Annotated in this window: 8 protein-coding genes; 5 read left to right on the top strand and 3 right to left on the bottom strand. The window is 49.7% G+C overall.

Annotated elements, in window-relative coordinates:
* Positions 1 to 24 precede the first annotated feature (24 nt).
* Positions 25 to 1,173, top strand: a complete 1,149-nt coding sequence (locus WH95_RS20320) for an SEL1-like repeat protein (protein ID WP_281174798.1) — start codon at positions 25 to 27, stop codon at positions 1,171 to 1,173.
* Positions 1,174 to 1,234: 61 nt separating this feature from the next.
* Here the strand turns inward: WH95_RS20320 and WH95_RS01700 are convergent, their stop codons facing one another.
* The gene (locus tag WH95_RS01700; protein WP_052741702.1) at positions 1,235 to 2,179 is read right to left on the bottom strand and encodes a TraB/GumN family protein; all 945 of its coding nucleotides are present in this window, start codon (positions 2,177 to 2,179) and stop codon (positions 1,235 to 1,237) included.
* 313 nt (positions 2,180 to 2,492) lie between these two features.
* On the opposite strand from WH95_RS01700, the gene WH95_RS01695 reads away from it, so the two are divergent.
* The gene (locus WH95_RS01695; RefSeq protein ID WP_046502223.1) at positions 2,493 to 2,945 is read left to right on the top strand and encodes a tellurite resistance TerB family protein; all 453 of its coding nucleotides are present in this window, start codon (positions 2,493 to 2,495) and stop codon (positions 2,943 to 2,945) included.
* A gap of 134 nt (positions 2,946 to 3,079) precedes the next feature.
* Here WH95_RS01695 and WH95_RS20315 read toward each other — a convergent pair whose 3' ends face one another.
* On the bottom strand, positions 3,080 to 5,230 hold the full coding sequence (locus tag WH95_RS20315; RefSeq protein ID WP_052741701.1) for a hybrid sensor histidine kinase/response regulator: 2,151 nt from the start codon (positions 5,228 to 5,230) through the stop codon (positions 3,080 to 3,082).
* Positions 5,231 to 5,471: 241 nt separating this feature from the next.
* Between WH95_RS20315 and WH95_RS01685 the strand changes: the two genes are divergently transcribed.
* Both WH95_RS01685 and WH95_RS01680 read left to right on the top strand, forming a co-directional pair.
* Positions 5,472 to 6,236, top strand: a complete 765-nt coding sequence (locus WH95_RS01685; protein ID WP_052741700.1) for a DeoR/GlpR family DNA-binding transcription regulator — start codon at positions 5,472 to 5,474, stop codon at positions 6,234 to 6,236.
* Positions 6,229 to 7,608 (top strand): MFS transporter, encoded by a 1,380-nt coding sequence (locus WH95_RS01680; protein ID WP_052741699.1) that lies wholly within the window; start codon positions 6,229 to 6,231, stop codon positions 7,606 to 7,608. The genes WH95_RS01685 and WH95_RS01680 overlap by 8 nt, the downstream gene beginning before the upstream one ends.
* Before the next feature lie 106 nt (positions 7,609 to 7,714).
* Here WH95_RS01680 and WH95_RS01675 read toward each other — a convergent pair whose 3' ends face one another.
* Positions 7,715 to 8,731 carry a virulence RhuM family protein gene (locus WH95_RS01675; protein ID WP_046502221.1) on the bottom strand — a complete coding sequence of 339 codons (1,017 nt, stop codon included), beginning with the start codon at positions 8,729 to 8,731 and terminating at the stop codon, positions 7,715 to 7,717.
* 780 nt (positions 8,732 to 9,511) lie between these two features.
* Here WH95_RS01675 and WH95_RS01670 point away from each other — a divergent pair.
* A complete protein-coding gene (locus WH95_RS01670; protein ID WP_204247671.1) occupies positions 9,512 to 11,974 on the top strand; it encodes a zinc metalloprotease in 2,463 nt (820 codons plus the stop codon).
* The last annotated feature ends 254 nt before the right edge of the window (positions 11,975 to 12,228 follow it).

The following is a 12,228-nucleotide window of genomic DNA, read 5'->3' as shown; positions in this document are numbered from 1 at the left end:
CCATCTGCGGAACAGGGGGATGATATCGCTCAATTTCTTCTTGGTTCTCTCTATCAAAAGGGGGACGGTGTACAAAAGGATGTGGCAAAAGCCATTGACTATATGACGCTGGCTGCAGAGAAAGACTTCGCGGCGGCCCAGAACAGTTTGGCCGAACTCTATTACATCGGGTATGAAACGAAACAGGATTTGGCGCTGGCGCAAAAGTGGTACCAACGTGCTGCGGAACAAGGGATAGAGGAAGCCAGTTGGGACCTAAAGGGAATGGCCGAGGCAGAAAAATCCCCGACATTATCGAGTTCAAACAATAACACCCCTTCGCGGGACGATCAGCTTTGGACGACCCTTTTTCAGAAAGGGGAATATACCCAAGCGGCAGAAGTACTAACAGAGTTGGCAGAAAAAGGTGATAAAGTCGCGCAGTTTAACCTGGGCGTGTTGTCCTATCAGGGGCAGGGCAAGCCAAGGGATTACAAGCAAGCTTTCGAATGGTACAGCAAAGCGGCTGAACAGGGCTATACCGATGCCCAGTTCAATCTTGGCAAAATGTATGAGCATGGCGAAGGTATGGGACAGGATTACGTTGCTGCGGCCAAGTTATATCGCGCAGGCGCAAACAAGGGGGATCACTATTCTCAAGCAGCCCTTGGCATGCTTTATATACAAGGCAAAGGGGTTGATCAGGACCTCAAAGAGGGGATTATCTGGCTAACCCGTTCTGCCAAGCAGGGCAATATGGAAGCGCAGGTGAACCTGGGTATCTTCTTTATTGAAAACTCACGGGATCTTTTCAAAGTTGATGAGGCTATTCAATGGTTTAGCCTTGCAGCCCGACAGGGATCTGCCTTGGCGCAAGCGAATTTGGGGCGTCTAGCCTTGCAAGGCCGTGGAATGCCCAAAAACTATGCCAAGGCTTTGGACTGGTTCAAGCAATCCGCGGCACAGGGAAATTCCTATTCACAACGAAATCTGGCGGTGATGTACTACAAAGGAGACGGGGTAGAAAAGGACCTGCTGCGCGCGAAGATGTGGTTTTTCTTTGCTGCTGAAAATGGCCATGCCAAAGCCGCGCAGAATATGCAGAGTTTAGATGAAGACCTGTCCACAGAAGAAAAAGAAACTGCCGCGAAGTTGATACAAAACTGTATCGCACAAAATTATCAGGGGTGTTAAATGGTCAAGGCTTTTTCAAGTTGTATTTCTTACCCCTTGAGCATCCCTGACCAAGTATTCCTCACTGCCTGACCACCTCGTACCCCAGGCGTTCCAGATACCATTGCAGCGACTGGTCACCGCCGAGGTGACCGGCGCCGACGGCGATGAAGACGGTGCCTGATCCGCGCATGATGTCTTCGATTTTTTCCGACCAGTCGGCGTTGCGGTCATCCAGCAAGGCGGTTTTGATGCGATCCTGTCCGTCGAAAGAGGCATTCATCAGCGTCGCAAGCTTTTCGATCTGGCCTGTTTTCCAATAGGTAAACAGTTGATCCAGCATGTCGGTATCTTCGACCATCTGGACCATGGAGCTGTTGAACATGGCCATATCTTCTTGGGGTGTCATGTTGCCGAAAATTCGGAGCTGTTGTTCCAACGTTTCCAGATAGCCCAGTTCTTTCCCCGCAGCTTTGGCTTCTTCCCAGAGGGCTTTATCCACACCTGCCTCGGGGTTCAGACCCTCTGCTTGCATTTGAACCCCCGCCAGCGTGACCGCGGTAAACCAGGGGCGCAGATTGTCGAAGTTCTTCATGGCTTCTTCTGGAATACCCAAAGAATTCAGGGCGCGTACAAAGTTTGCCCGATCATCTGGGGTAAGTTGTTCGTAAAAGGGGGTACCGGATGTGTTGAAGGCATATTTCTGGAGCAGAGGGACCATTGTTTCCGGTGTTGCATCCGCAACCGGGGCTTCCATATAAAAGCTGTCGGCGCTGGCAAAGGCCTGTTTTATTTTTTCTGTACGCCATTGAAGATCGGGGTCTTGGGCATGAACCGTGCCGAATAGCCACACAACACTGTCTTCATCGGTTAATTTCCAGAGTGCCGGATCAATCTTGCCGTCGGCAAGGGCGCTTTGCGTCGTAAAGCCCAGGCCCGCTATTAGCCCCGTAACCAGTCCTGTAACAAGGAGATAGGTGCGAAAGAAAGCCTTTGTCGTGTTCTTTGTTGCGTGAATAATGCCCATAAAACCGCCCTGAATTCGATTGCTGTCGACGTAATGTTTTCCCTTAAAAAAACGAACGCAGTATTTGCCGTGAAATCGTAAATTGCAACGATGAAAAAACATCACTGATACAGAAGAATTATGTATTTTTGGGGCAATAATACGACGGGTACAAAAGAAAGTGTATTATTCCTGCGTCCAAAATCATAGGAATAAAAAACTTGTTTTATTGTTTGCTTACTGGAAGTTAGAGATAACAGGTCCTACCTATAATATTGGGTAAAGGGTAATACTGGGTAATGTGAAACATTCGAAAAAGAGGGGGATCAGGCAAATGTCCAGCTTGTTATTGGAAAAGCTTGTTACCGAAGTACGTCGCTATCAAAACAAGGATTTCCTGCATGCGGCAATGGCTGTTTGTGCCATCACGGCTTATTCGGACGGGGAAATTTCTATCGAGGAACGCTATTCCATCGACTATGCCATTGATAACATTGAAGCACTGAAAACCTTTGATCCCGTCCGGGCGATTGAAATTCTGGATGATTATATCTATCTGCTCAAAAGCGGAACAGAGGGGGCCAAAGCCGAGCTTTATAAAAAAATCAAAGTTTTCGAAGGGAAATACAAACGGTCCCGAACCCTGTTGCGGGTGGCGCATCTGATTATCTGTGCAGATCGTGAGGTTGATCCGCGAGAGCAAAAGGAGTTTGCCATGCTCTGTAATCTCTTGGGTTTGGAAGCAAGCAAGCTCTGGCGTCAGATTGAAAACCAGAAGGCGCTTTAGGTATAGGGATTTTCTTTGTTTAAGGTGCTTTCTCAGGAATCCCCTTTGGTACTGCCCTGGATCACACAGGTGATGGATCACAAGTGGTAAATCACAGGTAAGGAATGGCGGCAAGAAATCAGGTATCTGATGAGCTATGCGGGGCGCTTTGGCGATCTTTTGATCAATTGATCTGAAAGCAGTTCAGCCGGGTAGACAGGAAGGGTAATACGAAAGGTCGCGCCTTGTTTTCTGTCGCTTAAAACATGTATTTTCCCGCCCTGATGTTCGATAAGGTCCTTGCAAAGGTGTAGGCCAAGTCCCGTGCCTATTTCGCCATCTGTTCCCTTGGTGGAAATGTTTTCATCCAACCTGAAAAGCTTTGAAACCTGGTCAGGGGCAATGCCAATACCGGTATCGGATACTTCCAGTTCGATAAAGTCACCGTTGTTGCGTGTATCAATTGTGACGGTTCCACCTTCGGGTGTGAACTTGATCGCATTATTGATCAGGTTGCGGATGATCGTATCGATCATATTGTAATCCGCCAGGGCAATATAGTCTGTTGGGTTACAGATAAAAGTAATGCCTTTTTTGTCTGCGGCCGTGGTGAAAAGAACTTTGTTGGCCTGAATGACGTCTTTTAATTCGACGGGGCCGGGTTCGTATTTCATGCGCCCCATTTGTAACAGCGACCATTCCAACAGGTTTTCCAAAAGCTTGAATACCTGTTCCGCGGATTGGTGAACCAAGGTGCCATATTCTTTTGTTTTCTCGGGGCTTAGCGTTTCACCTTGACCAGAAAGCAGGCTGGAAAAACCAAGTAAGGCGTTAAAAGGTCCTTTGAGATCATGGGCAATAATGGAAAAGAACTTGTCTTTTTGTTCGTTAAGGCGGGCCAGCTTGTCATGGGCTTCGGACAGGTTTTCAGCCAGCAGAACAAGATCAGCGGCCTGGGCTTCCATACGGACTTCGTTTTCCCTGAACTCATTGACCTGTGCCTGTAGGCGCTCTTCACTGATCCGCAGGGCTTCTTCTGCTTTTTTCTGTTCTGTTATTTCAGATTGAATATGAATGTGGCCGCCGCTTGATGATTTGCTAACCTTGTAAAAGTAGCTGCGCCCGTTGGCGTGAACTGTCTCGCCCTGGGTATGCATGTTTTCCCGGCGTTCTTTCAGGCGTTGCGCCAGCCACGCATCCGGGTCAGTTTTGGCAAGGGGATGGTTTATTTGCCCGGCGTTCAGGCTGCTTTGCAGAAGTTCGGCCATGGTATGACCGGCAATTTGATCCTGCGCAGGTGAGGCCGGGTAGGTCTCGTGATATTGTTTATTGGTGAAAACGACCCGTTCTTCATGATCATAGAGAATGACGCTGTCGGTGAAGTTGTTCAACGCTTCTTGTAGCATGGCGGCTTCGCGTTCGCGGTGATGGATCTCTGTTATATCTGTGAAGGTGGCGATACGCCCCAGATTATCATCCTGGTACTGCGAAATTTCCAGCACGCGATTGTTTTCTGTAACGCGAACTTCTTTCTCTTGCTGGCGCTCGACCATAATTTCCGCGTGTTTTTTTTGGGCCAGCTTTTCCGGATCACCTTTGCCATAGTATCCGTCTTTCGCCAGAAACAACAATAATTCGTACAGTGTTATTCCCGGCTTTAATGTTCCAGGGGGAAGGCCGAAAAGGTCGTGAAAGCGCCTGTTGCAAATGACCAGGCGATCATCCGGGTCCCAGACAATAAATCCCTGATTCAGGGCGTTGAGGGAATGTTCCAGAAGATAGGATTGTGCTGCCAGTTCCCGGGTGCGCCTTTCTACCCGTTGCTCCAGCTTTTCTTTTGTCTTTTTAATTTTTTGTTCTGCTTTGATCCTGTTTTTTCTGGCCTTTGCCCGGGCCAGAAGTTTTTTGATCAGGATTGGCGCAAATTTGAAGTAAGTCCGGTTTTCGTCCAGTACGATATAATCCGTTACTTCAAGTGAAATAGCCTCTAGCGCAAGGTGTTCCGCCCCCTTGTTCACCATCAGAAAAACGGGGCATTCGGGGTGCTGTTCCAATAGGTCTTGTGTTATTTCAAGTCCGGACATATCCGGCAGATGACAATCTGCCATGACGACATCAAAGGTCTGTTGTTCCGCGTGTTCAAGAGCAGCTTTCCCGGAATGAACGGTTGTCACAACGCAGGGTCCCAGTTCCTGTTGTACGGGGCCAGATTGTTCCAGAAATTCTTTCATGGCAGCACAATTGGCTACGCTGTCCTGTGCGTAGAGAATTTGAAGCATGTTTTGGCCGGGGCTGCCCCCTTTCATGCTGTTCGATGCCCTATTAATTATATGCTCCTAAACCAAGTGCCTGATACCTGACACAGGCAGGTCTTATGACCTAAACACATTATCGGGGAATTAAATTAACAATAGGTTTCTGTAAGTTGATGATTTCCGGTCAAAAAATGAACTTTATAATAATATTTGCAATATTTTGCATTTTAATGCAGTTTTATGCAGTATTTGTTGACATAAACTTATCCTTTTGTTCTCGACAGCTCTTTAAATGCAATCACTTGATCTAAATAACCCGGACACTCGACAGGCACTTTTGATTAAACGGCTTGAGGTTGGCAAAACACTTGTGGCCCGCCGCATAAGCGACGAACTGTCGGTGTCACTTGATACCATCCGCAGGGATTTTATTGCGCTGGAAAAACAGGGAGTTCTCAAACGGGTCAAGGGGGGCGCCATACCCGTGGCCAAGCCCCTTTCCCCTGTGGTTGATCGTTTGAGAGAAGTGCCGGATTGGCTGGTAAAGGCCGAGGTGGTTTTTCAAGATCTGTTAAGTGAACACCCAAGTCTGTTTCTGGACGGTGGGACCTCGGTTCTCTTTTTTGCACGGCACCTTCCCGTTGGTTACGGGGGGCTGGTGATCACGCCGTCACCCCTGATTGCATCAATCTTGTTGGAAAAGCGCATCGAAACCCTGTTGGTCGGGGGCACTCTTCGTCCTTTGGGGGGCATTGCCACGGGGGCAGAGGCCATTCGAACCCTGTCCAGATCGCGGGCAGATATGGCGGTGCTGGGCACATGCGGATTGGACCCTGATTTTGGCTTGTCCGCAGATGACCCGGAAGAAGCCGCTGTGAAACAGATCATGGCTGAAAATGCAGATCGTGTTGTGGTTCTGGCACCGGCGGACAAGCTTGATGAGAAATCGGCGCATCAGGTTATTCCCTGTGCGGATATGGATGTTCTGATAACCTCTGCCTCACCCGACATGACCACAGTTTACGATGCGTTTGAAATAGAGGTGCACCATGTCTGACGAAAGCGTAATCGCTGTGGGCAAAAAATCGAAAGGTCAGGATCAATTCCAACAAGGCCAGTCCCAACAAGGCCAGTCTCAAGAAAAATTGGCCAAAGAAAGGTTAGCCCCAAAAAAGCAATCACCCGAAAAGCAATCACCCGATAATCAATTCCAGGGCCTGCGATCCCCCCGTTGGGCGGTCACAGCGATGTTTATCCTCAACGGTTCCCTCTACGGGTCGTGGGCGGCACGCATTCCCTCTATCAAGCAGGGGTTTGATCTCTCACCGGGGGATCTTGGGTTGTTGCTGTTGCTGATGTCTGGCGGGGCGATTGCAGCCTTTCCCGTTGCGGGCGGTCTGTCTGACCGTTTTGGGTCGGCAAGGGTGACGCTAAGCTGTGCGATGGTGTGTTGTCTGGCTGTGGCGCTGGTTGGCTATAGTCCGGTAGTTGCCATGCTGTGTGTTGCCGTGGTTCTGTTCGGGGCTGGACTGGGGGCGATGGACGTTGCCATGAACGCTTGGGCGGCAGAGGTCGAACGCGATTACGGGCGTTCTATTATGTCCAGCTTTCATGCCTTTTTTTCTGTGGGTGCAGGTATCGGGGCGGGGCTTGGTGCAATCGCCGCCTGGGACGAGATAAGTTATGGCCATCAGTTCTTTGCCTTTGCCGTGATGCTATCTCCCTTGATCTGGTTTTCATCCCTGCCACAGATTTGGCAGACACAAAAGGATCAAGGCGCATCCCAAAAAGATAAGGCAGCACAGGAACCAGAGACAAAGAAAAAAGGGCCGCGACTTGCTCTGCCACGGGGGGCATTACTGGTGGTCGCACTGGTGGCCTTTTCCTGTGCGGTGGGCGAGGGAGCCATGGCAGACTGGTCGGCTGTATTCCTGACCTCTGTCATCCAGGTGGGCGAGGGACAGGCCGCCCTTGGCTATACGGTCTTTTCCATCACCATGGTTGCCATGCGCTTTGTGGGGGATCGCCTGATCATCCGTTTTGGTCCGGTGAACATCCTACGGTTTTGCGGGGGCGCAGCGCTGATAGGCAGTTCGATCACCGCCACAGCATCCGGTCTGTTCATGACTTATCTGGGCCTTGCCTTGATGGGTGTGGGCTATTCCATTGTCTTTCCGCTGGTCTTTTCCCGCGCGGCGAACAGCAAACAACTCAGCCCCGGCGTGGCCATTGCCTCGGTCGCCACCTTCAGCTACGGCGGCCTGTTATTGGGACCGCCCCTGATCGGTTTTATCGCCGAAATTTCTTCCCTGCGCTTTGCCTTTGGCCTCTTTGTCCTGCTCGCCCTCATGGTCGTCATCGGCTCTGCGGCCTTCCGGCAAAGCGAAGGGCCGCAGAATGAAGTGAGGCAGAGCGACGGAAGGGATTAGGGCAGCAAAGTTACTTTGGCTCTGTTGAATAGTTGTTCGTGAGAGATTGTTGGGAATGTTAAAGTATTATTTGTCTGTATGATTATGTCACTTTTAGTGCTTTATGTTATTTTTCATTATTTAAATTTCGATTTTTCAGCTTCTGTTCCAGTTGTTCAATAACCTTGAGATCCTCTTTATCAGCGTCTTCTGCTTCTGCTGCTCTACGTTCTTGATCAAAGCTATCATATCTATCGTGAGCAATAGATTCCATTTGTTTACGGCTGATAGAGCCTGCGCCATCCAAAATTGCCTGATCGTTGAATTCAAGCATTTTGTCAACATTGCTACGCCAGTATTCAAGGGTTAGGTCTTGCCTCTGTTTGGCCCGTAATTCTGCTTGTTCCAGAAAGATAACAACCAGTCTGTTTAAGGTATCAATTTCGTCTGCTGACAAGTAATTTTTAGCGACAATGACATCGTTTTTACGGACCCTTTCTCCTTGCCAGTTCGTCAAGGCCATGTTGAGTTTCGTCGGGTCTGATCGGTTGACAACAAGCTCCGCAGCAGTACAGCCAGTTACCGCATAGAGTAGTTTGTTCTGGACCTCTGCAAAGAAAAGACTGGTCTCTTCTGCTTTTATTCCATAATCGGAACTCAGGGCAAAGAGGTCGCGCACCTTTTGATAAAATCGCTTTTCTGATGCCCGTATATCGCGAATACGTGTAAGAAGCTCGTCGAAATAATCCCAACCTCCGGGGGTTTTTAAGCGTTCGTCATCCATGACGAAGCCCTTGACGAGAAACTCTTTCAGGTTTGTTGTCGCCCATTGGCGAAACTGTACACCACGGGGAGATCGTATGCGGTAGCCAATGGCCAAAATCAGGTCTAGGTTGTACAATGCTGTTCGGCGTTTTACCTGTCGAGTACCTTCCTTTTGAACTGTCAAGGAATCCTTGACAGTTGCCGATGATCGTAGTTCTCCGTCCTCAAAAATATTTTTTGTGTGAAGCGAAACATTCTGTTTACTAGTTTGAAACAGCTCGGCAATTTCCAATTGTGTTAACCATACACTCTCTTCCTCAACTCGCAAATTTAAACGTGTACTTCCATCTTCGCTTGTATAGAGGATGAGTTCGCTCACATCGGTTTCCTTGTATTCTCAATATGTCATGGGGGATAGATATAATGATTCCCGAGGTAATTAAAAATAGGGGAAAAAATCGGGTAAACCAAGTGCTTTTGATTGGTTGATTTTGTTAATGAAAAGATTGGGATAAACTGGGGGACGCTTTATTCACTGTTTATTCACAACACATGAAACGCAAGCTATGGTTTACTTATCTTCGATGGATTTGGGAAGCCATCAACTTAGCAAGAGGTATCTGAATAGAGATAGGTTTCTGACAGAAAGTGAAAACGCGTCGGTCTGTAACTTTTTATTCTCTCTTGGCTTGCACCCCGGTATTTTGTTGTTCGGTTATATGGCGGTTTGTCTTGTCCCTTGCGGGCGGGGGAAATAAAGTCTGTGACCAGACATCGGGGTAGAGAAAGTATCTCGCATCCCTGTTGATTTGTGTTTTGCCTGCTGATTTGTGTTATCTGCGGGATTTCATCAGCACGGTATCTGGAACAAGGTATCTGGTGGAATCTGTTAGGCAAACACGGGGTGCCAGTACTGTATGAACATGCTGACATTATGCGCCAGATCCAGTCTGGTAAAAAAAATAAACGCTCGATAATCAGATTTGTGCCATCCCCGATGCAGTCATCGGCAAGCCGGAACAGGACGCTTGCCAGATGATCCAGAGCTGTGGTGATCCAAAACTTTGGTGATGCAAACGACAGAGATTGGAAGCTGTAACGGGGTGACGTTGATTTCAGATCCTCCTTTTTAAATTGAAGAATTTGGAAGGAGTTTACAATGGCTGTAAAAACGAAAGAAAGTTCCAATAAAACAAAGGCCTCTGGAAAATCGAAACTGGATACAGACGATTTTACCGATGAAGTGGTTCTGATCCAGGACGAGGAACATCCCGATTATGTCCCCGGTATCTATAGCGATCCGGCCGATCCTGGTGATTTGGGCCACGATGATCTTGAAGCATTTGATGATGCCTTTGGTGATGAAGATCCGGCTGCGCTGACCCCTGTGCCGGGCGGTCCCGTTCCGGGTGTTCCGGGTATACCGGGTATTCCGGGCAGAATACCGGGCAGAATACCGGGCAGAATACCAGGTCGCATACCAGGTCGTATTCCGGGGCCACAAATCCCCCTTAATTTCTGTTCAGCCTTGAGTGGTACCTATAGCTATTCAAGTCCGTTCAGGCCAACACCACGCCCGTTCCCGATACCACGTCGTCCCTTGCCGCTGCCAACGCCTTCGGTGCCCGCACGGCCCGTCAGTCCGGCTGGCCCCTTTGTGCCGCTGTCCCTGATCAACATCAAGGTTCGTCTGGATGTGGATCGCTTTTTCCCGCAAAACCGCATTTCAATAGAGGTCAATCGCCGCTTTCCCTTTTCGACAGCCCATGCCATTGCCGAGGTTACATCAGACCGCTGTCTGGGGTGGAACCACCGCCGGGTCGAAGCGAACATCACCTATCGCGATGGTCTCGACAGTCTGATCCCCGGAAATCGTGTTATCTTTGAAGCAGCCCGTGGTCGGGGGATTGGTTATGGTACATTCAAACTGACACTGATCGGGCCGGGCAGAACACGCCGTGTCTATAACCTCAACTTTGAAAGCCAGCATTTTGACGAGGTAGAGTTCGAGGTTGATCGCGTTGCAAATGCCGATGTTCCAACAACCACCTATGATATCGGGTCCCATCCGAACCGTCCGGCGAACCTGCCTGCGGAAAATATCTCGATGGATACGGTCTATCGCCGTGCCGGGTTTGATGTTTCCATGTCGCCGAACAGATCGGTGATCCCCACAAGCGGGTCGGGGGCCAACGGCACGTGGAGCGATGCAGAAATGCATAATGCCATGGTGACCTATTGGTCGCGCTTTGCAAATCTGCCGAAATGGGCCATGTGGGTGCTCTTTGCCAAACGCCATGACCGCGGGCGCGGCCTTGGCGGGATCATGTTTGATGATATCGGGGCCAATCACCGACAGGGCACGGCGATTTTCACCGACAGCTTTATTCAGGACGCCCCGGCGGGTGACCCCAATGCGGCGGCATGGCGTCGGCGCATGGTGTTCTGGACGGCAATCCATGAAATGGGCCATGCCTTTAATCTGGCGCATTCGTGGCAGAAATCGCTCAGCTATAATGGCGGTGATCCGTGGATACCACTAACTAACAACAATGAAGCGCGTACCTTTATGAGCTACCCTTTCCGGGTATCCGGTGGGGAAAGTGCCTTCTTCTCTGACTTCCGGTTCCGTTTTATGGATGAAGAGCTGGTCTATATGCGCCATGCGCCACGCCGTTTTGTGCAGATGGGCAATGAAGACTGGTTCTCTAACCACAATCTGGAACAGGACAGTAGTTTGCAGAGCGGCAACTTTGATCTGGAAATCAGACCGAACAAGTCGGACAACAGCTATCAGTTCCTGGAACCTGTTTCCCTTGAACTCAAGCTCAAGAATGTATCGGATCAGGCCGTGGAAATCGAAGAAGATTTGTTGGAAGACGGGCGTCACATCACGCTGTTTGTGCAACGTAGCGAGGGGAAAACCCGCAAGTGGCGGTCTCTTTCCACTCATTGTCACCATGAGCACACCACCGACCTGAAACCGGGACAGGCCCTTTACGGCTCGCACATGGTGAGTGCATCGACCGATGGCTGGACCATTGATGAACCCGGCTTCTATAACATTCAGGCCGTGATTGATGTGAATGATGAAATCATCAGCTCCAACGTGCTACGGGTTTATGTGAACCCGCCATCATCCCTCGAAGAAAGCAAACTGGCCCCGGATTACTTCACCGAAGATGTGGCCCGGACCATTGCCTTTGCGGGGGCGCCGTCGCTGGATAGTGCCAATGATGTGCTGCGCGATGTGACAAACCGCTGTGCCAAAAACCCGGCGGCGCGTCACGCCAATCTGGCCCTGAGCGCCCCGATGCTGCGGGACTTCAAGGTGCTGAGCGGGGCAAAGGACAAGGCCGAGCTGGAGATTAAATCCATCAACGCCAAAATCGATCAGGGCGCAAAGGCACAAACCGCTGCCTTGATCGACGACCCCGACAGCGCCGCAGATACCCTGGGCCATATCCGCTATTTCGGTATGCTCAACCAACTTGCCACCGCACTGGAAGACAAGGGCGATGACAAAGGCGCAATCAAGGTCCTGAAATCAGCCGTCAGCACCATGAAAAAACGTCAGGTTCTCGACAGCGTGATCAAGGAAACCGAAAAGAAACTGAAATAGCCTCAGCGAGGCTTTTGGTTAAAGACTGTTTTTAACGGTTTAGGCAACCCGGTTTGATCGGGTGTATATAAAGAGGCCCTGTTTATCTCGTACAGAGAACGGCGGGGCCTCTTTTTTGCGGGGCTATTTCGACAAACTGTTTGGGGCAAAGCCAAAATTCAGATGGCGAGATGAATGAAAGCTAAAACACCAGTTTTGTTCAAGACTAACAGCATACAGGCAGATTGGAATCCCTATGAAATCCCATAGAGCAT

The organism is Kiloniella litopenaei (assembly GCF_000982415.1).
Taxonomy (GTDB): domain Bacteria; phylum Pseudomonadota; class Alphaproteobacteria; order Kiloniellales; family Kiloniellaceae; genus Kiloniella; species Kiloniella litopenaei.
The sequence above is the reverse complement of the archived record's forward strand: the minus strand, read 5'-3'. Positions and strand labels throughout refer to the sequence as shown.

Excerpts from the sequence above, each read along its gene's own strand:
- WH95_RS01700 (WP_052741702.1), bottom strand. The coding sequence starts at position 2,179 with ATGGGCATTATTCACGCAACAAAGAACACGACAAAGGCTTTCTTTCGC.
- WH95_RS01695 (WP_046502223.1), top strand. The coding sequence starts at position 2,493 with ATGTCCAGCTTGTTATTGGAAAAGCTTGTTACCGAAGTACGTCGCTAT.
- WH95_RS20315 (WP_052741701.1), bottom strand. The coding sequence starts at position 5,230 with ATGAAAGGGGGCAGCCCCGGCCAAAACATGCTTCAAATTCTCTACGCA.
- WH95_RS01685 (WP_052741700.1), top strand. The coding sequence starts at position 5,472 with ATGCAATCACTTGATCTAAATAACCCGGACACTCGACAGGCACTTTTG.
- WH95_RS01680 (WP_052741699.1), top strand. The coding sequence starts at position 6,229 with ATGTCTGACGAAAGCGTAATCGCTGTGGGCAAAAAATCGAAAGGTCAG.
- WH95_RS01670 (WP_204247671.1), top strand. The coding sequence starts at position 9,512 with ATGGCTGTAAAAACGAAAGAAAGTTCCAATAAAACAAAGGCCTCTGGA.